General features: G+C 68.9%; 18 protein-coding genes and 1 pseudogene. 11 read left to right on the forward strand and 8 right to left on the reverse strand.

Annotated elements, in window-relative coordinates:
* Window positions 1-52: 52 nt before the first annotated feature.
* Window positions 53-538 (forward strand): low molecular weight protein-tyrosine-phosphatase, encoded by a 486-nt coding sequence (locus NV2_RS01355; RefSeq protein WP_084473763.1) that lies wholly within the window; start codon window positions 53-55, stop codon window positions 536-538.
* Window positions 539-546: 8 nt separating this feature from the next.
* Window positions 547-1,557: an SURF1 family cytochrome oxidase biogenesis protein gene (locus tag NV2_RS01360; protein ID WP_084473804.1), complete on the forward strand. Its 1,011-nt coding sequence runs from the start codon at window positions 547-549 to the stop codon at window positions 1,555-1,557.
* Between the two features lie 166 nt (window positions 1,558-1,723).
* Here the strand turns inward: NV2_RS01360 and NV2_RS01365 are convergent, their stop codons facing one another.
* A complete protein-coding gene (locus tag NV2_RS01365; protein WP_067867969.1) occupies window positions 1,724-2,734 on the reverse strand; it encodes a cobalamin biosynthesis protein in 1,011 nt (336 codons plus the stop codon).
* Between the two features lie 209 nt (window positions 2,735-2,943).
* Here NV2_RS01365 and sigJ point away from each other — a divergent pair, with 209 nt between their 5' ends.
* Window positions 2,944-3,864: an RNA polymerase sigma factor SigJ gene (gene sigJ, locus NV2_RS01370; protein WP_067867971.1), complete on the forward strand. Its 921-nt coding sequence runs from the start codon at window positions 2,944-2,946 to the stop codon at window positions 3,862-3,864.
* Window positions 3,865-3,876: 12 nt separating this feature from the next.
* Here the strand turns inward: sigJ and ald are convergent, their stop codons facing one another.
* Entirely contained in the window at window positions 3,877-4,980 is a 1,104-nt protein-coding gene (gene ald / locus NV2_RS01375; RefSeq protein WP_067869098.1) for an alanine dehydrogenase, read from the reverse strand.
* A 171-nt stretch (window positions 4,981-5,151) separates the two neighbouring features.
* On the opposite strand from ald, the gene NV2_RS01380 reads away from it, so the two are divergent.
* From NV2_RS01380 to NV2_RS01390, 3 genes are all read left to right on the forward strand, one after another.
* Window positions 5,152-5,670, forward strand: coding sequence for a gamma carbonic anhydrase family protein (locus NV2_RS01380; protein WP_067869101.1), 519 nt, complete (start codon window positions 5,152-5,154; stop codon window positions 5,668-5,670).
* 129 nt (window positions 5,671-5,799) lie between these two features.
* Window positions 5,800-5,979, forward strand: coding sequence for a hypothetical protein (locus NV2_RS01385; RefSeq protein WP_067867974.1), 180 nt, complete (start codon window positions 5,800-5,802; stop codon window positions 5,977-5,979).
* Between the two features lie 114 nt (window positions 5,980-6,093).
* A complete protein-coding gene (locus NV2_RS01390; RefSeq protein WP_067867977.1) occupies window positions 6,094-6,711 on the forward strand; it encodes a TetR/AcrR family transcriptional regulator in 618 nt (205 codons plus the stop codon).
* Here the strand turns inward: NV2_RS01390 and NV2_RS01395 are convergent.
* The 4 genes from NV2_RS01395 to NV2_RS01410 all read right to left on the reverse strand — a co-directional run bounded on the left by NV2_RS01395 (window position 6,708) and on the right by NV2_RS01410 (window position 12,084).
* Window positions 6,708-8,606, reverse strand: coding sequence for an Eco57I restriction-modification methylase domain-containing protein (locus NV2_RS01395; protein WP_067867980.1), 1,899 nt, complete (start codon window positions 8,604-8,606; stop codon window positions 6,708-6,710). The two genes, NV2_RS01390 and NV2_RS01395, sit on opposite strands and share 4 nt — an antisense overlap.
* A 74-nt stretch (window positions 8,607-8,680) precedes the next feature.
* The gene (locus NV2_RS01400) at window positions 8,681-9,535 is read right to left on the reverse strand and encodes an SDR family oxidoreductase (protein WP_067867982.1); all 855 of its coding nucleotides are present in this window, start codon (window positions 9,533-9,535) and stop codon (window positions 8,681-8,683) included.
* A 76-nt stretch (window positions 9,536-9,611) separates the two neighbouring features.
* Complete coding sequence (locus NV2_RS01405; RefSeq protein ID WP_067867983.1) at window positions 9,612-10,850, reverse strand: cytochrome P450; 1,239 nt, start codon at window positions 10,848-10,850, stop codon at window positions 9,612-9,614.
* Window positions 10,851-11,280: 430 nt separating this feature from the next.
* Entirely contained in the window at window positions 11,281-12,084 is an 804-nt protein-coding gene (locus tag NV2_RS01410; protein WP_067867984.1) for a nuclear transport factor 2 family protein, read from the reverse strand.
* Window positions 12,085-12,166: 82 nt separating this feature from the next.
* On the opposite strand from NV2_RS01410, the gene NV2_RS01415 reads away from it, so the two are divergent.
* The 5 genes and pseudogenes from NV2_RS01415 (at window position 12,167) to NV2_RS01430 (ending at window position 18,960) form a co-directional block, all read left to right on the forward strand.
* On the forward strand, window positions 12,167-12,997 hold the full coding sequence (locus NV2_RS01415; RefSeq protein WP_067867986.1) for a class I SAM-dependent methyltransferase: 831 nt from the start codon (window positions 12,167-12,169) through the stop codon (window positions 12,995-12,997).
* 162 nt (window positions 12,998-13,159) lie between these two features.
* Window positions 13,160-14,956, forward strand: a complete 1,797-nt coding sequence (locus NV2_RS01420) for a hypothetical protein (RefSeq protein ID WP_067867989.1) — start codon at window positions 13,160-13,162, stop codon at window positions 14,954-14,956.
* 324 nt (window positions 14,957-15,280) lie between these two features.
* Window positions 15,281-16,675: pseudogene (locus tag NV2_RS32080) on the forward strand (MFS transporter); the annotation flags it as partial.
* Between the two features lie 162 nt (window positions 16,676-16,837).
* The gene (locus tag NV2_RS32085) at window positions 16,838-17,638 is read left to right on the forward strand and encodes an MSCRAMM family protein (protein WP_281198516.1); all 801 of its coding nucleotides are present in this window, start codon (window positions 16,838-16,840) and stop codon (window positions 17,636-17,638) included.
* A 233-nt stretch (window positions 17,639-17,871) separates the two neighbouring features.
* Window positions 17,872-18,960, forward strand: a complete 1,089-nt coding sequence (locus NV2_RS01430) for an NAD(P)-dependent alcohol dehydrogenase (protein ID WP_067867991.1) — start codon at window positions 17,872-17,874, stop codon at window positions 18,958-18,960.
* Between the two features lie 36 nt (window positions 18,961-18,996).
* Here NV2_RS01430 and NV2_RS01435 read toward each other — a convergent pair whose 3' ends face one another.
* Together NV2_RS01435 and NV2_RS01440 are read right to left on the reverse strand one after the other, a co-directional pair.
* The gene (locus tag NV2_RS01435) at window positions 18,997-19,287 is read right to left on the reverse strand and encodes a putative quinol monooxygenase (RefSeq protein ID WP_067867993.1); all 291 of its coding nucleotides are present in this window, start codon (window positions 19,285-19,287) and stop codon (window positions 18,997-18,999) included.
* A gap of 76 nt (window positions 19,288-19,363) precedes the next feature.
* Window positions 19,364-21,304 carry a YhgE/Pip family protein gene (locus NV2_RS01440; protein ID WP_067869104.1) on the reverse strand — a complete coding sequence of 647 codons (1,941 nt, stop codon included), beginning with the start codon at window positions 21,302-21,304 and terminating at the stop codon, window positions 19,364-19,366.
* Between the last annotated feature and the right edge of the window lie 2 nt (window positions 21,305-21,306).

The following is a 21,306-nucleotide window of genomic DNA, read 5'->3' on the forward strand; positions in this document are numbered from 1 at the left end:
AGCCACCCACCCTACGTGGCCACCGTCCGCGCTCACCGGCCACAATGGGTGCGTGGGCGAGCTGCACGTGACCTTCATCTGCACCGGCAACATCTGCCGGTCGCCGATGGCCGAGAAGATCTTCGCCGCGCATCTGGAGCGGGCCGGACTGGCCGATCGGGTGCGCGTGAGCAGCGCCGGCACGACTGCCTGGCATGTCGGCAAGGATGCGGATCCGCGCACCACGGCACTGCTGACCCGCTACGGATATCCGATCGGCCATGTGGCGGCCATGATCGGACCCGACCATCTCGAGGCCGATCTGCTGGTCGCCCTCGATTCCGGTCACGCCCGCGAACTCACCCGGCTGCGGGTCCCCGACGCCCGGCGCCGGTTGCTGCGTAGTTTCGATCCCGGGGCCGATGATCACGACGTGCCCGACCCGTACTACGGCGACGACACCGATTTCGAGCTGGTCCGCGAGCAGATCGAGGCCGCGGTTCCCGCCCTGTTGACGTGGGTGCGCGAACAGCTCGGCGAACCGATCGGTCCGCGATGATGCGGGTACTGCGCCGGCTCACCTTCCTGTTCCGGCCGAGCTGGCTGATTCTGGCGGTCGTGGTGGTGGCGTTCGCGTACCTGTGCTTCACGGTGCTGGCGCCGTGGCAGCTGGGGAAGAACAACTCCACCTCGCACCGCAACGATCTGATCGCCGCATCGGTCAATGCCGATCCGGTGCCCGCGGCCACCCTGCTCAATGCTGCCGACGGCACCCCGCCGGCAGGGGTCGATCCTGCGGACACCGAGTGGCGGCGGGTCGATGTTTCGGGCAGTTACGTCCCGGATGCCACCGTGGTCGAGCGGCTGCAGCGGCTCAACGACAAACCCGCATTCGGCGTGCTGTCGGCATTCCGTCTGGACGACGGTCGCATGGTCCTGGTGGATCGGGGCCTGATCGCGGCGGTCGACGGCACCCAGCTCCCGGTGATTCCGGAGCCCCCGTCCGGGCCGCAGCACCTCGCGGGCCGGATCCGGCATTCCGAGGGCGCGGTCCCCGGTAAGGAACCGATGATGCGCGACGGCGTCCGCCAGGTGTATTCGGTCGACACCACCCAGGTCGCGGCGATCCTCGATACTCCCCTGGCTTCCTTCGCCACCGGTGAGCGCGGCGGCTACCTGCAGTTGGACGCCGGTCAGGCCGGTGCCTTCACCCCGCCGGAGTTGCCGCAGCTCGATGCCGGCCCCTACCTGTCCTACGGCCTGCAGTGGATCGCGTTCGGTGTGATGGCGCCGCTGGGCCTGGGCTATTTCGTCTACGCGGAACTCCGCGAACGCCGCCGCGACCGCGCCGCCGGCGATACCTCCGTCGCGCCCGGCGAACCGGACTCGGCCGACGCGATGGAAACCGCGACAACTCCGGGTCACCGGGAACCCGCACCGACCGCCGCGGCCGGGTCGTCCGGGCCCGACACGGCCACCGCAGCGGAACCCGGCCGGGTCGACACCGTCACGAAGCCGAAGCCGAAGCCCACCACCGCCGATCGCCTCGCCGACCGCTACGGCAATACCCGCCACTGACCACGGGCTCCGCGATGCCGCGGAGCGCGCCGATCTCCACCGTCCGCGGGGTCGTCATACATCGTGGGCAGTGGCGTACACCGGCCCGAGACGAGGCGGCTGGGGCAACCCGCACCCGCCGTCTCCACGAATTCGGTGGGAGCTGCGTGCCCCCTGCCCGGGCCGATCAGCTGTCGCCGCCCCGGCGCCGGTTCCACCGTCCGCGAGCGTATGCCGTGCCGGCTGCCAGCAGCACGGCCCCGACCTGCACGGCGGTCGACAATCGCACCGCACGCCGCAGATCACTCACTGCGGGCACACGGCCGTCCCCCAGCACCGGTCGCAGCTCGATTCCGTGACGGTATTGCGTGCGACCACCCAGCGTGACCCCCAGCGCACCGGCCATCGTCGCTTCGGCAACGCCTGCGTTCGGGCTCGGATGCGAGCGCGCGTCGCGTCGCCAAGCGCGCCACGCGGCGGCGGGCCGTCCGCCGAGCACCGGCGCCACCGCCACGGTCAGCGCCCCACTCACCCGGGCGGGCAGCAGATTCGCCAGATCGTCGGTGCGGGCCGCGGCCCAGCCGAAGTGGCGGTAGCGCTCGTTGCGGTAGCCGATCATGGCGTCGAGGGTGTTGATCGCGCGATAGCCGAGTACTCCGGGAACCCCGGCGATCGCACCCCACACCAGCGGTGCGACCGTCGCGTCCGAGGTGTTCTCGGCGATGGATTCGACTGCCGCCCGGGCCAGTCCGTCCGCATCGAGCAATTCCGGATCACGCCCGCACAGCGACGGCAACACCTCCCGCGCGCCGGCCACGTCAGCGGCTTCCAGCAGGTTCGCCATCTGCAGTCCGGTCCGTGCGAGGGTCGTTCCCCCCAACGCGACCCAGGTCGCGGCGCCTGTCACCACCACCGTGCCGAGACCGGCACCCGACCGGTTGCGGTGGCCCCTCGGACCGCGCCGGGATCCCACCCGGGCGGTGCGCTCGGCCAGCACACCCAGGCCCACGACACCGCCGACCAGCACCGCTTCGCAGACGACACCCCGTGCGCGGTCATCCCGGTACCACCGCGATTCCGCCGCTCCCGCCACGGTGCCGAACAGTGCCACCGGATGCCCCTGCCGCGGATCGCCCAGGATCCGGTCCGCGACGAATCCGATCAGAAGTCCCGCGGCTCGCGCCGTCCCATATCGCACCGGGCGAGAGTATCGGGAGGCGTGGTGCGCGCTGTCGGGCGGCGCGGGGACGCCGAACGGATGCCGTCCCTGCCGGTGACGAGTGCCTTCCCCGCCCGGGGCGAGCCGGTGTCACATTCGGGCGGACAGGATCGTCACCAGTAGGTAAGACTTTCCGATACAGGCGCACCGGATCCTCCCGCGCCCCGGACCGAACGAGGGCGACAGCAGTGACAAGCGGAGCGGACGATATCGATCAGGCCGAGCTGGCGCGGCAGTTCGAGGAGCACCGCCCGTATCTGCGGCGCGTCGCCTACAGCACGCTGGGCAGCCTCAGCGACGCCGACGATGTGGTGCAGGATGCGTGGTTACGGCTACAGCGCTGGTACGAGACTCGCTCACCCGGCGATCGGATCGACAATCTGCGGGCCTGGCTCACCACCGTCACCGGCCGGTTGGCGCTGGATCTGCTGGGTTCGGCGCGGGCCCGGCGTGAGGAGTACGTCGGCGAATGGTTGCCGGAACCGGAGGTGACCTCCTGGGAGGACCCGGCCGACCGGATCTCGCAGGACGAGCGGGTCACCACGGCGCTGCTGGTGGTGCTGGAATCGCTGTCCCCGGCCGAACGCACCGCGTTCGTCCTGCAGGACATCTTCGGGATGTCCGGCCCCGAGGTCGCCGAGGTGGTGGGCCGGACCCCGGCCGCGGTGCGCCAGCTGGCCTCGCGGGCCCGCAAGCATGTGGACAGCGGCACCCCGCGCTTCCCGGCCAGCCGTGACGACCACGAGAAGGTCGTGTCGGCCTTCGCGCTGGCCTGGCGTTCCGGTGATCTGAGCGGTCTGGTCGGTGTGCTCGACGACAATGTCGTGCTGGCCGCCGACGGGGGTGGGCGCGTGCCCGCGATCCGGCAGCCGGTGCGGGGTGCGGAACTGGTGGCGAAGCTGTTCTTCGGCTGGTTCCGGGCGGGGAAGGGCGCGTGGGCGCGGATGGTGCGGGTCAACGGGAATCTCGGACTCATGGTGTTCGACGGCAGCCACATCGGAATCATGTCGTTCACGGTGGAGCGCGATCGGATCACCTCGGTGGCGATCGTGCGCAATCCGGAGAAGTTGCACGACCTGCCCGAGGGCGCGCCGGACTGGAACCTCTAGGCCGGCAGGGCTTTATCCGGGGACCGCGGCGACCAGGCCGTGCGCCTGCGCCACCTCGGCCGAGTACAGCTGTCCCGCCTCGGCGGTGAGGCCCGCCGCCAGCCCCGGATCGGCCGCGCACGCCGCCCGCACCCCGTGATCGGCAACAGCCCGAACGTAGGGCAGGGTCGCAGTGGTCAGTGCCACCGTCGCGGTGTGCGGGACGGCGCCGGGCATATTCGCGACGCAGTAGAACAGCGCATCGCCTACCCGGAAGGTCGGCTCGGCATGTGTCGTGGGCCGGGTGCTCTGGAAACAGCCTCCTTGATCGACGGCGATGTCCACCAGCACGGCGCCGGGACGCATCCGGGCGACGAGGGCGTCGGAAACCAACTGCGGCGCGCGGGCGCCCGGGACCAGCACAGCGCCGATCACCAGGTCCGCCGCCATGACCGCCTGCTCGATATCGGCGGCCGTCGAGGCGAGTGTGGTCAGACGCCCCTCGAAGCGATGGTCGAGGTGCCGCAGCTGCGCCGGATCGGTATCGAGCACACTCACCCGCGCGCCCATGCCGACCGCGACCGACGCGGCATTCGAGCCTGCCGTCCCACCGCCGATCACCACGACATCCGCGGGCCGCACGCCGGGCACCCCACCGAGCAACACTCCGGCACCACCGACGGGCGACATCAGGTGGTAGGCGCCGACCTGGGTGGCGAGCTTGCCCGCGATCTCACTCATCGGCGTGAGCAACGGCAGTGTCCGGTCCGGGGCGCGCACGGTCTCGTAGGCGAGGGCGGTGATACCGGAGGCGAGCACGGCGTCGGTGCAGGACCGGGATGCGGCCAGATGCAGGAAGGTGAACAGTACCTGCCCGGACCGCATCCGCGAATACTCCTGCTCCACCGGCTCCTTCACCTTCAACACCAGCTCGGCGCCGGCCCACACCGCGGCGGCGTCGCCGGCGATCCGGGCCCCCGCAGCCCGGTAATCGGCATCGGTGAAACCGGAGCCCACGCCGGCGCGGGCTTCGATCAGCACCCCGTGTCCGTGCCGGGTCAGTTCCCCGGCACCGGCGGGGGTCAGCGCGACCCGGCTCTCCTGCGGTTTGATCTCGCGCGGAACACCGATTCTCATATCGACATCGTGGCCTCCATGCGGGCGGCTCGCCACGAACCCGGGCCCGCGATTCACACTTCGGCTATCGATCGGCAACCGCGGGGTGGCGGCTCGCCGCCGATACGCTCGGGAGTCCGGCGGTCTGCGGGGGCGTATCCGATCGCGACACCCGGCCGCTATGTTGACCGCATGATGATCAAGCTGGGTGAGCACGAGCCACACATCGACGACGCTGCATGGCTGGCACCGACCGCCACGGTGATCGGCCGGGTGCGACTGGGCGCACAGGTCAGCATCTGGTACGGCGCGGTACTGCGCGGCGATCTGGAGGACATCGAGGTCGGCGCGGGCAGCAATATTCAGGACGGTTGCGTGCTGCACGCCGATCCCGGATTTCCGCTGCGCGTCGGTAGTGGCGTGTCGGTCGGCCACAATGCGATCCTGCACGGCTGCACCGTCGGCGACGATGTACTGGTCGGCATGGGCGCGACCGTCCTCAACGGCGCGGTGATCGGTGCGGGCAGTCTGATCGCCGCGAACGCCCTGATTCCGGAGGGTGCGCAGATCCCACCCGGCTCACTGGTCGCCGGCGTGCCCGGCAAGGTCCGGCGGGAACTCGGCGAGGCCGAGCAGGACCGCATCAAGGCCAATGCGGCGGTGTATCTGCACAATATGTCCACTCACCGGGACACCGGAATCCAGCTGTGATGCACACCACTTCGCCCTGAGCGTGCACCCCCTGCGCTTGGTAGCATCGGCCCTGCACGGTCCTGGTGCGGCGCCGAAAAACGGTGCCGCACATCGGGTGGTGCGAAGCGGTATGCAGGAGGTTAGACGGTGGCGTACGAGAAATCCGGTATGCACCGACCCCAGGGGCGGATCAGTGTGGCCGATATCGCGGCCCAACCCGGCGGCATCGAGGCGCTGCAGCGCCGGGTTCACGAATTACGTTGCAGCGGAAGTGATTTCGCCGCCAACGCGATAGAGCGGGAAATGGACGCGCTACACCTGCGGTAATCGGGCCCGACCCGGTGCCCGGTCGGCGCCGGCGAGCACGACGCGGTGCGATGAGATAATGAAAGCCGTCCTTCCGCATCGACGCGGTACCTCGCCGATTCGACTGGAGATCCGATGCCTCCCGTGCCGTCCATCCTGGCCCGCATCATGGAGAAGCCGCGCGCCGACGGCGAGCAGCTTCTCGAGAGCGCGCTGTCGGCGTTCCTGGACTTCGGGATCAAGCGCACCAGCATGGGTGAGATCGCGCGCCGCGCCGGTATCAGCCCCGCGACCCTGTACCGGCGCTTCGAATCGAAGAACGATCTGGTGGAAGCGGTCAGCGTGCGGGAGGCGCAGCGCTTCGTCGCCGATATCGAGCAGCGGGTCGCCGGTATCTCCGACAACGAGGATCAGCTGGTGGAGATCTTCATCGTCTTCATCACCGCCCTCGCGCACAACGAATTGCTGCAGCGGCTGCTGCGCACCGAACCCGAACTGATCCTGCCGCGGCTGACCACCGACGCCGGGCCGATCCTCGAGGTCGGCCGGGTCTATCTGGCCGACAAATTACGCGGACTGCACGGTGACGGCGCCGAACTGGATTTCGAACCGGATCTGGTCGCCGAGATCATGGCCCGGCTGGCCCAGTCGCTCGCCCTGACGCCCGACGGGCTGATCCCGCTGGGCGACAAGGAGGCCGCCCGCACCTTCGCCCGGCGCACCTTGCTGCCGATGGTCGGCGCGCGCGGCTAGCTCCAGCTCACCGGATCCGGACGGTCGGGATCCAGCCCGAACGCCCTCGCGACCCGGTCGTCCAGAAGTGCGATATCGGGTTCGGCTCCCCCGCCGGCGAATTCCGCTGCCAGCGCGATGAGCGAGCGCCCCGGTGCGGTTACGGGGTCCGGTAGCGGCAACCGCGCCACGTACTGGGTGATCCACCGGCGCCGCCCGGCATAGAGCCGGTTACCGCACACGGCATCATAGAAGTGCCGCCCGAGCGACGAATTCGCCACCCCCATCAGCAGATACGCGATTCGCTCGTCGCCGATGTCGTGCAGCGACATCCAGTAGCAGTCCCCGTTGACCACCGCGCCACTGCGATCGAGCGCGAACCGCGGTGCCACACTGATATCCGGGAACACCACCTTGGGCGGGCCCCACAGGTTCGGTCGCTGCGGCACCCAGATCTCGAACCATTCCCGGCCGCTGCCGGTGAGGTAGTCCCGAGCGGACAAGACCTCTCGATGCTGGGCGAGATACGCCCGCGTTGCGGGGTATTCGCTGAGCTGCACGGGTGTGCGGCGGGACTGCGCGACATCGTAGGGATAGAGCACCTTGGTGTCGTGCGCCCGATCTATTCGCCACGGCGCCACATCGTGATGGGTCAGCAGATCGCGGAGCAGCTCCGCTTCGGGCCGCACTGGTTGCTCGTCCCAGCGGTCGGATATGAAGACCCGGTCGGCGGTCGTTTTGATGCCCACCCTGATCCGGGCGACCTCACCGAAGGTGCGCCAGGTCCCTTCGCCGATGCGCCGCAGCCACTCGTCGGTGCCGGGCCGCGACATTCGCCACGGAACCGACGCGTCGAAGGCGGCCGGCGCGCCGCGTCCGCGCCGGGCGGGCGGGCCGGATTCGGCGGTGATCGGGTCCTGCCTACCGGTGCGGTTCCACCGGTAGGCGTCGGTGCACAAGGTTCCGGTCTCGATCGCGATCCGCCGATCCTCGTGTTCGACCACGCAATCGCGGGCCGTGGTCAGCGCCTCGAAAAGACCCGCTGTGCTGGTGGATCCGCGGTCTGTCTCGTAGGCGGCGGTGAACCGGCACGGTGGCGCGACAGGCCCGCGGACGGCAATCGTCACCGCGGGAAGTACCGCGGCGTCGAACAGCCGGGTGTCGCCGAGATCGTAGAGCTCGACCGGGGACAGTTCCTGCGACAGCACGGTACGCAGATTGGCGCCGGCCTTCGTGCTGAGAAACCGGTTCGCGCACAGTAATCCGAGCACACCGCCCGGTCGCAGCAACAGTGGCACCGAGGCGACGAACGGATGAGTGAGATCGATGCGCCCGGACAGCCCGAACTTTCGACTCAGCAGCTGCGCGGTGGCCCCGCCCAGCTGCTGGGTACGTACGTACGGCGGGTTGGTGATCACCGCGTCGAACCGGACATCATCCGATGCCGCCGCCTCGTCTGCCGCCGCACCGAGGAAATCCGCCACTTCCCACTCGAACCGGATCGACCCCGCCGAGAGTGCGGGCGCCGGATCACCAGGAACCCCGGCGCCGAGTGCGATATCACCGTCCACCGGCACGGCGAACTGCTGATCCCGCCGGACGGCGAATCCGGCACTGCGGGCCCGGCCCGAGCGGACCGCGTCGGCATCGGAGTCACGGCCGACCAAGCGCCACGACACACCGGGAAACCGCCGCGCTGCCACCCCAGCCACGGCCAGCAGTAGCTCCCCGTCACCGCATGCCGGATCCAGCACCGTCATCTCGTCCCGCACCCGCAGCCGGGCGATCGTCCGCTCGGCGAGAAACTCCGCCAGTCGTGGCGGCGTGTAGTGCCGACCGTGCCGCTTGCGCGCCCCAGCGCCGCCCGGCCCCTCACCCGCCCGGCGGTCCGCTGCCTGCCCTCCCCGGCCGTGCATAAGGGGCATTCTGCCTGCTCCACGCGAATATGTACGACAACCCGACGGATCGGCTGCCGCGGACGGGAGCCACCTCAGCCCGCGGGCGTTTCCGGGCGCATGTCGTAGGCGGTGGCCACCGTCGGTGCTCGCTCACCGACCCCGTCGGTGGTCTGCCGATCCCATACCGAGTCGATCTGCTCGCGCAGCCCGCCGACGATTTCGGCCGGTACCACGTTGCGATAGGTGCCGATCTCCCCGGTGAGCACGCCGACGGCGATGTCCGCGACTTCCGAGGGCTCGTATTGTTCGTGCGGGAAAGCCAGTTGTGAGTAGTCGAACAAGCGCTGCTGCGGGTCGTCCTCCCAGCTGCGCCACGTCTCCAGCAGACGATCGTTGAACCCGGTCAGATATGGGCCGGGGTTGATCGTGGCCACCTCGATCCCGAATTCGGCCAATTCCTGCCGCAGTGCGTCGGCCACGGCCTCCACCGCATGTTTGGACGCGGCGTACGCGCCACCGAACGGGTCGGTCATCATCCCCGCGATCGAGGACATGAACACGATCCGGCCGCGCCGCCGGGCGACCATCCGCTTCGCGATGTCCTGGGTCAGCAGCACCGGGCCGATGACATTGACCTCGAACTGCCGGCGCAGATTCGCGGCGGGAATGTCCACCATCGACCCGCCCTCACTGACGCCGGCATTGTTGAGCAGGACGTCGACCTCCCACTCCGCGGCTTTACGCCGGTCTCCGGGATCGGTGACGTCGAGTTTCTCCACGCGCAGCGGGACGCCCCGGCGGTCGGCCTCCTGTTCCAGAGCCCACACCTGGGCGTAGATCTCGACACCCGCGATCACGTCGAAGTCGGCCCGCTCGGCCAGGCGGAACGCGGTATCCCACCCGAACCCGGTACCGGCCCCGGTTATCAGTGCAGTCGTGTCGGCCATGGGTTCGTGCTGCCCGATCGACGGCGCCCGAAACCGGTCGGCCGGAGCTACCGCCGAGCAGGGCCGGCCAGCTCGCTCACTCGACGATGAACGGCAAGGTTTCCCAGCCACGCACCGTCGAGGTCGACGACAGGCTCATCCCGTCCTGATCCACTTCCCAGGTCGGGAACCGCTTCAGCAGTTCTTCGAGCGCCACCCGCCCTTCCAGCCGCGCCAGTGCGGCGCCGAGGCAGAAATGGGTGCCGAAGCCGAAGGTGCGCAGATTGGCGATCTTGCGGTGAATATCGAAGCTGTCCGCGTCGGCCCAGCGCTGCTCGTCTCGGTTCGCCGAGGCGATCAGCAGCATCATGGCGCTGCCCTCGGGCACGGTCGTGCCGTAGAACTCGACATCGGTGGTGACATAACGGGCGATGGCGTGTCCGGTCGGTTCGAATCGCAGCGTCTCCTCGACGGCGTTCGGGATCAGCTTCGGATTCGCCACCAGCTCGGCGCGCTGCTCGGGATGCCGGGCCAGCAGGGCACCCATCCAGCCGATCAACCGGGCCGTGGTCTCGTTCCCCGCCCCGGCGACGACCGAGACGTAGGTCAGGATCTCCTCGCGGGTCAGTGTCCGGGTGACGCCCTCGGTGTCGACGAATTCGGCGCGCATCAGTTCGGTCATGAGGTCGTCGGACGGGTTGTCCGCGCGCCAGTCGATGTACCGCGCGAACTGCTCCGCATCCGGAATGGCCTTGTCCGAGATCTGCATACCCTGGCCGGGCTCGGTGCGCAGGGTGTTGTCGGCACTGTCGCGGATGCCCTGCTGATCGGCTTCCGGGATGCCCAGCAGCATCCCGATCACCCGCATCGGGACCTCGTTGGCGAACGAGCTCATCAGATCGAACCGGTCCTTGCCCGCGAGCCGGTCCAGCGAGCGCGCGCACAGATCTCGGATCTGCGGCTCCAGCGACATCACCCGCCGCGGTGTGAATACCCGCTTGAGCAGTGCGCGATGAATATCGTGCGCGGGTGGATCCTCCATCAGCAGGGTTCCCGGCGGAATCTCGATCCCGGCCTTGATGATCTCCAGGATCGGGCCGCGCGAGGACGAGAACGTCTCCCAGTCCTGTAGCGCTCGATCGATGTCGTCACCGCGGGTGAGTGCGTAGAAATCGTGCTTGTCGTTGTAGTAGAGCGGCGCTTCGGTGCGCATCCGCTGATAGATCGGGTACGGATCGCGTCCGATCTCGGGGTCGAACGGGTCCCAGTAGACGGCGTCGGGCGACGGTGCGGTGTCGACGGCTATTGCAGGTCGGGGCGAGGATTCTTCCGGCATGATCAGTATTCTCCCTTACCGAGAACGATAATTCCACAATCGAGAATACCGATACCCGCGGCCGGTTCGTCGAATACCTCCGGGACAACTCGGCCGACCAGACAGTCGGTGGCGCGCTCACGCCGCTCGCGCGACTGTGTACGGACGTGACTTCGGCCGCCGAGATTCCGATATCTCTCCCTGCAGCACCGACCAGCACGGGCACCCACCCGGAGCAGACACATCCGGGTGGTGCCGGGACGTGCACGTGCCGACAGACAGGGACATACCGAATGCCGTCAGCCCCGCGATTGCATCGCCGCGAACGAGCGACCGGATACACCGCGCCCCCTGTGGCACAGATCGGGAACCGGCAGCCAGTCGCAGGGCGCGCCGCAGCTACCGCTGTGCCGATCGCTCGGTAGCGGGCGCGATGACCGAACGGGCGGGACTACCCCGCGCTCACGAACCCCAGCAAGCGCGCGACGCGCTGCCCGTCCATTTCGAGCTCCGCGACCCCGCGCTCCCCCTCGGCGGTACGCACACTCACCGTGACGAACTTTCCCGCCGCAACGGGTTTGCTGATCTCCGCACCCCGCAGGCGGTTGACGAACTCGGCATGACCGATCGGTTCACCGGCGGGCCACTGCACCACCGCGGTGGGCGCGAGGACCGCACGCACGGCGGCAACGTCTCCCCGGGACGCGGCGTCGAGCATGCCGGTGGCGGCACGTTTGCCTGCCGCACCCACCCGGATGAATCCGCGAGCGAAACCCAGTGCGCCGGTGGCGCCCTGATTTCCGAGCAACTGCGGTGCGAGTTTGGCGGCAGCCGTCAGGCCGCGACCGCCGGCGGCGAGGAGCTGTCCGACCATCACCGGAAGCTCCCAGTGCGCGTAGAGCCGATCGATCCGCCACTCGGCATCCACCTGCCGCAGGTCGTAGCGCAGGTGCATGGGCACGTGCAGGGTGACTCCGGTCGACATGGTGGTGGCCAGGGTGAGATCGCGATAGACCGTGGTGCCACGGACGACGTCGTGGTCGACGGCGAATTCGATGGTGTTGGGAGCGATGAAGGTGTCGTAGAAGCGCTCGATCGCGGCGCGGCCGGTGTGCGGTGTGGATCCGACGGGGTCCTCGACCCGGGCGTCGGGAGCGAACAGGTCGACCCAGGCTGCGCGGTCGTGTACCCCCACCGCCTGCGGGGACAGTTCCACCGTGGCGAGCAGTTCGGCTGCCGACGCGTTCGCGGACATGATTCCTCCTCGACCTGTACCTGCCTCCAATCTATAACCTGTTGCATTTTCTGTGTGGCGGGGCGCGCGTAATGTTGGCGGCATGCAGGTCGGGCAACCCAGCGCCACCGCCATGGCCGTCGCGCGAGCCAGGGCTTACCACCAGATCGCGGACGAGCCGCGGATCTTCACCGATCCCCTGGCCGTACGAATCGTCGGCACCCGGGCGACGCGGGACGACCAGTTCGATTCCGGGGTGGATCCGGACTTCGTACGCCGGCGCCGACTGTTACTCGCCGCGCGCAGCCGCTTCGCCGACGACACCGTCGCCGAAGCAGTCGCCGCCGGTACCCGCCAGGTGGTGATCCTGGGCGCCGGGCTGGACACCGCCGCATACCGCAACCCGCACTCGGACGTGCGGTACTTCGAGGTCGACCACCCCGACACCCAGGCCTGGAAGCGAAACCGCCTGGCGGAGACCGGTATCGCCGTGCCGTCGACCGTGTCGTTCACACCGGTCGATTTCGCTCGAGACGACTTGGCCGCGGGTCTCGCTCGCGCCGGGTTCGCCTCCGACGCCGCCGCGGTGTTCGTCTGGCTGGGCGTGGTGGCCTATCTGGAGCGCGATGCCATCGCCACCACCCTGCGCTACATCGGCGAACGGACCCCGGCCTCGATCCTGGTTTTCGACTATTCCACCCCACCCACACCCGAGCAGCTGGAGGCTCAGCGCGAGCGCGCGAAACGCGTTGCCGCGGTGGGTGAACCATGGGTGAGCTATTTCACGGTCGAACAGATGCGTACGGAGTTGGAGGCGGCCGGATTCGTCGAGGTGGACGACCACTCCGGCGTGTCCCTGGTACGGGCCTACCTGGGCGAGTCGGCCGCTCCGGGCATTCCCGGCCCGCACCTGGTGCGGGCCCGAACCGCCTGACCGGCAGGCGGTAGCGGTCCGAAGAGCACCGGGGATACACGTCTCCACCATTCACAATACCTCCAGTGAAAGCTGTTGCTGCACAGTCACATCACATGACATCCGGGGGGCGCCTCCGATAAAGTCTCTGCGTTACAACGCATCCGGAGGCAGGGCTCGACCATGCTGATCATCAACGGCGTTACCAGGAAACCGCGTGCTGAACAACAGGTGGTGGAATGGCTCTCGAACTACATCACCCACCCCGGAGTAGCGGTTTCCGGTGTGCACGTGCCGGATTCGCGCGGGCGCACCACGGCGGCCGACTTCGTGGTCTTCACGCCGTACGCCGCGGCAGTGATCGGGGTCGAAGGGCTGCGCAAGAAGGTCGGCGGCATGCTGATGTGCTCGATGAACGAGCGCTGGTCGATCGTCGGGACGAATGTGGACCCGGTGCATGTGCACCCGGGTGACCTCAACCCGTTGTACCGAGTGCGGGAAGCGGCATCCGGACTGAGGAAACTGGCGACGAGCAAGCTCGATCGAGAGCCGTTCGTCGACGGCTTGGTACTGGTGATTCCCTTCCCCCACCGGACCGTCCGGCTCGACCGCGGTCCGCTTTCACCCGGTTTCAACGTGCTACTCGGAGACAGTGCCGCGCAGCTGTATTCGTGGTTCAACCGAGCAGCTCAGCAGCGCAGGGGCCCGGTATGGAACGCCGGCGCCGTGCTGGAGATGCTGACCGTCCTGCGGGCCGACGGGACCGGCGGGACGACGAACGATCGCCTGTTCGACCAGCTCGTCGCCGAAGGATTCCCGACCGACCTCCCGGACCTGTCCGCCGACGACCGCGCGCCCGCTCCGGCATCTGGATCCGTCGACGCGGACACGTCCCCCGCTCCGGCAACCGTACTTGCCGATGCGGATGTATCGGACACCCCAGCGGTCGGAGAACTTCGTGGCACCGAGAACTCGGGGGTCCTCATGCCGGGCCGACCCTCCGCCTCCGGCCGGATGTCGGTGCCCACGACCACCCCCGCTTCCTCATCTCCGGACCGACCCGTGTCCACCCAGCCGATTCGTCCGCACCGCGCGGCATCTCTGGCATCCCAATTGTCGGCCGGTCACTCGACGACGGGCACCACCGAGCGACCGAGACTGCCGATCCGCACGCCCGGGAGCACCTGGGAGACGAACTGGCCGTCCCACCCGGCGCGGAGAGCCGAATACCAGCCGCCGACTGCAGCCGACGTACCCGCTGCACTGCGACCGGACCCACCGACGGGCCCCGTTCGCAACGTGTCCACCGTTCACAGTCCGGACTTCCCGCAGACAGCACCGGCGGATACCGACACGGGTGCTTCCACCACCACATCGGGCGCAGATACCGCACGGACCCCGGACGCCACCGCAGCCGGGGGCCCGGCCACAGCGCTTTCTGCAGACTCTCCCTCCGCGGCACGTACGATCGAGCCTCTCGTCGCGCCACACCCCACCGGGCCCGTTTTCCCGCCCCGCCCTACCGAGCCCGGCTCATCAACGCCTGGGCCCGAGCCGGCACAACAGGACCGGGTGGACCACGCCGCACCACAGCCGGGCACTGACATCCGACACGGAGTACCGGCTGCCGCCCCGGGTACAGCACACCCGGATCCCACCTCTCGGAACGCCCAGGCGAGTCCGGACGGGTCGGGCACGAACCAGTGGTCGCAGGATGCCGACCGCCCGCCTCGGCACCGCATGCGGACGGCGCTACTGACCGCTGCCGCCGTCATCTTTCTCGCCTGCGGGATCTGGGTGGTGACCGGTAACGACAACGCGCGAGCGCAGCCCGACGGGCACTCCCCACCGACCACCGCGGCAGTTCACCCGGCGGCCGAGTACTTCCCGCCGCCGCTCTCCGAAACCGCACCGCCGGCCCCGGCTCCGCGCCTGTTTCCCGATGAGAAGACCTGTTACCCGTTCCAACCGGAGTGCTGATCACCACAGCTCCCCCGGCACCCCCGGCCGCTCGCCCGCCGGGCGGCAGCCAGGCCGATCGCGGGGCGTCACCGCCGGGCCGATGGCGCGTACCGACGTGCAGTAGCCCCGGTCGGAAGCCACACACAGCCGCGTCACCGGCCGCAGCACGCGAGTTCCATTCAGCCGCACAGTGAAACGCCGACCGGCCGAGCACCCCCTGTCGACCCGGACGGCAGACACACCGATGGCGACCCGTATATCCACAACCGCTAGGGATATGTATGATGCACGAGGTATGCATAGTGCAATAGTCAACTCGCGAATATCCGAGAGGTAAAGGGCGTGGAAAAGGCACAATCCGCCGGGCGTTCCGGCGGCATCCTGGCGGTGCTGGCTTTCGCCGGCATCGTCGCATCACTGACGCAGACGCTGGTGGTGCCGCTACTGGGCGAGTTGCCGCAGATTCTGGACACCAGCGCCGCCAACGCGACCTGGGTGGTCACGGTCAGCCTGCTGGCCGCGGCGGTGACCACACCGGTATCCGGGCGGCTCGGCGATCTCTACGGCAAGCGGCTGGTGCTGCTCGCCTCGACCGTGCCGCTGCTCGCCGGTTCGGTGCTCTGCGCAGTGTCCTCGTCGCTGTGGCCGATGATCATCGGCCGCGGCCTGCAGGGAATGAGCGCCGGCATCGTGCCGGTCGGTATCGCCGCACTGCGCGATCTGCTCCCGCGCGAGAAGCTCGGTTCCGGTATCGCGCTGATCAGCTCGTCGCTGGGTATCGGCGGTGCGCTGGGCCTGCCGATGGCGGCCGCGATCGTGCAGTACTCGAACTGGCGGGTGCTGTTCTGGGTTGTCGCCGGGCTCGCGGTGGCCGTCTTCCTGCTGATCCTGGTGCTCATTCCGTCCACCCCGCGTGCCGTCGACGTCGGCCGCTTCGACTACCTCGGTGCGGTCGGACTCGGCGCCGGCCTGGTGTGTTTGCTGCTGGCCGTATCCAAGGGCTCCGGCTGGGGCTGGGGCAGCGGCCTGACCATCGGCCTGTTCGTCGCCGCCGTCGTCGTACTGCTGCTGTGGGGCTGGTGGGAATTGTCCACCCGGGCTCCGCTGGTCGACCTCCGCGTCGCCGCCCAACCGCAGGTGCTGCTGACCAACGGCGCCTCGCTCACCATCGGCATGGCCATGTACGCGCAGTCGCTGGTGGTGCCGCAACTGATGCAGCTACCGGAGGCGACCGGTTACGGGCTCGGCCAGTCGATGATGGCGATGGGCCTGTGGATGGCTCCGAGCGGTTTGATGATGATGCTGGTCTCCCCGGTCGGCGCCAAACTCTCCGCCGCCCGCGGTCCCAAGACCACCCTCATCACCGGCTGCGTCATCATCGCCGCGGGCTACGGTGCTGCCATCGGGCTGACCGGAACCGCTTGGGGCTTGATGATCGCCACCATCATCATCGGTACCGGCACCGGATTCGCCTACGGCGCCATGCCCGCGCTGATCATGTCCGCGGTGCCGATGTCGGAGACCGCCGCCGCCAACAGCTTCAACACCCTGATGCGTTCGATCGGCACCTCGACCGCCGCCGCCATCGTCGGCGCGGTGCTGGCGCAGATGACCATTTCGATGGGCGGGCAGTCGCTTCCGAGCGAGAACGGCTTCCGGGTGTCGCTGCTCATCGGCTGTGGTGTGGCCGCGCTCGGTGCGCTCGTGGCGTGCTTCATTCCCGGTGTGCGCCGGGCGGCCGCGGTACGGGCCGCCGCGGAGGCCGCGGCGCACGAGACGGCCGACGTCGACCATGCGCCGGCGACCGAATCCGCCGTCGCCGGCGTGCCCGAGCCGGCGGCTGTCGCCGCCGCGATACCGGCCCTGCCGGTCACCGACGGACCGGTGGCTTTCGGACGCGTGCACGACACCCGCGGCACCGCGCTTCCGGGTGCGGTGCTGACGTTGATCTCGTTGTCCGGCCGTCAGATCGGGCGCACCACCTCGACCTCGGACGGTTACTTCGAGGTCAACGCGCCGGAGCCCGGTTCCTATGTGCTCATCGCCTCCACCGACGGCCGCCGGCCCGACGCGTCGACGGTGACACTCGGCGAGCTGCCCTCACCGTGCGATGTGACGCTGTCGGCCATCTCCGGGATGGCCGGGACCGTCACCCGCGCCGACGACGGCACCCCCGTCGCCGAGGCCCGAGTGTCGGCACTCGATTCCCGCGGCGAGGTGCTCGCCTCGGCCGCTACCGACGAGGCCGGCGGCTTCGTGCTGGCGGAGGTCCCGGACGGCGATTTCACCGTCGCGGCCAGCGCCGCCGGATATCACCCGACCGCCGTCCCGGTGCGGGCGGCCGGTAGCGAGGATGCCCACCTCGAGATCGCACTGCGGGCGAGTTCCAGCCTGCGCGGCATCGTCCGCGGGCACAGCGGCCTGCCGCTGGCCGGTGCCCGGGTCACCCTCACCGACTGGGTCGGCAATGTGGTGGACACCGCGATCACCGGCCCCGACGGTGTCTACGCCTTCGCCGATCTGGACGAGGGCACCTACACGGTCGTCGCCAGCGGCTACGCCCCGGTGCACACCCCGGTGACGGTGGGCCCGGAGTCCGCCGAGCTGAACGTGGAGCTGGGACACGGAGAGTCGAACGACACCGAGGCCGACACCACACTGCCGGCACAGCCCGCGGTCGTTCAGCACGCCGCCGAATAGGAGGACTTCTCCGCAGGGAGGCGAACCCGCACAGCACCGGGCCTGTCGCACGAATCACGTGCGACAGGCCCGGTTGTCGTTGTCCCCGCAGGCGTTCGCCGCGGTCTTGTACCCCACCGTTTTGCCGATGTACTGTTCGGACAACTGTCCACCAGCATCGGCAGGCCACGACCCTCTCATGGTCGGCCGAGCGCCCGCCGGCGCCGCCGCGCGCTGCCGAAGGAGTTTCCGGCATGGAAATCACCGCTGCCGTCGCGCGAGGTGCCGATGCGCCCTTCTCGATCGAACGTCTCACCCTCGCGGCGCCCGGTCCCGGGGAGGTACTGGTCCGGATCGTGGCCTCCGGTATCTGCCATTCCGACCTCACCGCGAAACAGAACTTCCCCGCCGAACTGCCCATCGTGCTGGGCCACGAGGGTGCCGGCATCGTCGAAGAAGTGGGTTCCGGCGTCGCGGGAATAGAGGCCGGTGACCATGTGATCGTCACCTACTCCAGTTGCGGTGCATGCGCACTGTGCGAGCGCGGCCTGCCCGGATACTGCGACGACTGGGTGGTACTCAACGGTGGTAAATACGGGCCGGACTCACCGCTGTCCGGCGGCGGCCAACCGGTGGTCGGCGCGTTCTTCGGCCAGTCCAGCTTCGCGTCCCATATCCTCACCGGCCCACGCAATCTGGTGGTTGTCGACGACGATATCGATCTCGCACTGACCGCCGCCTTCGGCTGCGGTATCCAGACCGGAGCCGGGACGGTTGCCAACGTCCTCGCACCCGACTCGAATTCGTCGGTGGTGATCTTCGGCGTCGGCGGCGTGGGGATGGCCGGGCTGATGGCGGCCCAGGCCCTGGGAGCGGGGACCGTCATCGCCGTCGACCTGTCCGAGTCCCGGCTCGAGATCGCGAAGGAACTGGGCGCCGACGCCGTGATCGACGGCGCCGCAGGCGATGTCGCCGAGCAGATCAAGGCCGCCACCGGAGGCGGCGCCACCCATGCGCTGGACACCACGGGGGTGGAGCAGGTCGTCGCGAACGCTATCGACGCGCTCGCGCCGCTCGGTACGCTCGCGCTCGTGGCACTGGGCGCATCCTCCCTGCCCATCGAGGTCGCCAAGCTGACCGGCCTCGGTAAGTCGCTGCGCGGATCCATCGAAGGTGACTGCGACCCACAGGTTTTCATTCCCCAGCTGATCGACTGGTACCGGCAGGGCCGTTTCCCGATGGACAAGCTCGTGCGTACCTACCCGTTCGCCGATATCAACGACGCCGTCGCGGCGGCACACAGCGGTGCGGCAGTGAAGCCGGTGCTGACGTTCACTTCGTGAGACGCGGCGAGCGGTACCCCCACCGGCCTCGCACCACTACCCCAACAGCTGACGAGCGTCGCCGACCTCGTACTCCGACACCGATGCGGCGACGATCGCCGCCTGTTGTTCGTCATCGGGCCCATCGGTGCGGAATGCCTCGAGTTCGCCCCGTGAGGCCCAGCGTTCGAGGATATTGATCCGTCCCGGCACGACCAGGTCCGCGGAGAGCGCGAAATCCAGGCACCCGGCGGCCCGGCGTGCCTGCTCGACAACGCTCACACAGCCCGCGAGGTAGGACTCCCGCGTGCCGGGTTCGACCGAGATGTGGCCGGCAACGATGATCATGTACGCCCTCCTGCTCCGATAAACACTTCACCCATTCGGACGCGTCGAGCGCAGCGAACTCATCGGTGGCCGGTGATCACGCCTCGATCTGCGGGTGCAGCCGGTCGAGGGTCCACATCCGCTGCCGGCGCACCACCAGGCTGGTGGCTGCGAGGAAGGCGATCGCGAAGCCGGCCAGGACCAGCAGGTCGCGAACAAGATTCGTGGTGAGCCCGCCGGAGACGGTGACCCGAAGTCCGTCGACCACATACGTCATCGGGATCAGCGGATGGATCGCCCGGAAGGGTGCCGGTGTGGTCTCGATGGGATACAGACCGCCGCAGGCGGTGAGCTGAATGATCAACAGAGCCAGCGAGATCGCTTCACCGATCGCGCCGAGCGCCACCCGCAGAAAATGGTCGATCGCCACATACGCACCCGCGGCCAGCACCAGTAGTCCGATCATCCAGAGTGGGTGGATCGGATTCAGGCCGAGCCCGAGCTGCACCACGAGATACAACAGCAGCCCACCGACCGCCGCGATCACGGCGACGGGCAGCCAGCCGGCCGTCGCGACGGTGAACGCGTCGACTCGTCCCGCCAGCGCCCGCGGGTTCAACGGCCGGATGAACAGGTAGGCCAGCAGCCCCACCACCCAGAGGGCGATCGCGAAGAAGAACGGCGCGAATCCCCTGCCGTACACCCCGGCCGGATGCAGATTGTCCGTCGAGATCCCGACCGGTGAGCCCAGCACATCGGCCGCCTTCGCGGTCTGTTCGGGACTCGTCTCCGGAATCTTCGCGGTCGCGTCGTCGATCACCTTCGTGATGTCGGCGGCACCGCTGTTGAGCTGATCGGCACCGGTCTGCAAGGTCCGGCTGCCGGCGTGCAGCGACTCGAGCCCCGAGGTGACCTGGGTGGCACCGCCGCCGACGGTGCGCGCGGCGGCCGACAGTGCTTGCAGCGGTGCGGTCGCGCCGGTGACGGCCTGCGTGAACGGCCCGGAGTCGGCCTGCAACCGGCCCGCCCGCTCGGTGAGCTGCCGGGCGGCCTGCTGCGCATCGGCGGCACTGGCATGGGCAGTGGCAGCGGTGTCGGTCATGGTCTGTGCGCTGCGTCGCACGGCCCCCAGCAGTGGGTCGCCGGCGAATTCCGGATGTGCCGCGCTGAACTGTTCCAGCGCCGTACTCCCTTGTGCGGCGGCCTGTCCGACGAGCCCGGTCGCCTCGTGCACCACCGCAAGACTCTGCGCCGCGGCCGTACCGGCGTTCGCGAGTGCGGCGGTGGCGGTCGGCAGCGCGGCGGCACCGGCCTCGGTGATGGCCGCGATCGCGCGATCGGCTCCTTCGGCGGCGGCCGCGAGCTGACCGACTCCGTCGCTGATCGCGCCCGAGCCGGCCTGCGCGGATGCCACTCCCTGGGTGAGCGCAGCACTGCCCTGCTGGGCGAGCACAGTGGCGTCGAGCAGTCGGTGCGCACCGGCGGAGGCGATCTGCAGTTGCTGTTTCACCAGGGACAGGTCGCCGTAGATGGCACGGGCGTAGGCGGCGTGCGCGGCGCTGTCCACCTGGCTCTGCAGTTCGGTTTTCGCTGTCTGGGCGACGATTCCGACGATGTAGTTGTTGGCGTCGTTCATCGTGATTCCCAAGCTCGCGCGTTCGGGCGTGGGGTTCTGCGCACTGGCCAGCTTGGCGCTGAAATCGGGTGGGACGGTGATGGTGAAGTAGTACCGGCCGTGCCGCAGGCCGTCCAGCGCCTCGTCGGCATCGACGAAATGCCAGGCGAAGACGCCCGACGCTTTCAACTGTTCGGTGAATTGCTGCCCGGCATCGATCTGCTGGCCGTTGGCGACGGCGGGCCGGTCCTGGTTGACGACCGCCACCGGAATCTGATCGGTGCGGCCGTAGGGATCCCAGTTCGACCACAGATACAGCGAGCCGTACAGCAGCGGGATCATCATCAGACCGATCGGGACCAGCCGGCGCATCGGCGCCCGAAAGCGGCGAAATTCCACCAACGCCAAGCGGAACACGGTCATCA

The sequence above is a fragment of the Nocardia vermiculata NBRC 100427 genome, assembly GCF_001613265.1.
GTDB classification, from domain to species: domain Bacteria; phylum Actinomycetota; class Actinomycetes; order Mycobacteriales; family Mycobacteriaceae; genus Nocardia; species Nocardia vermiculata.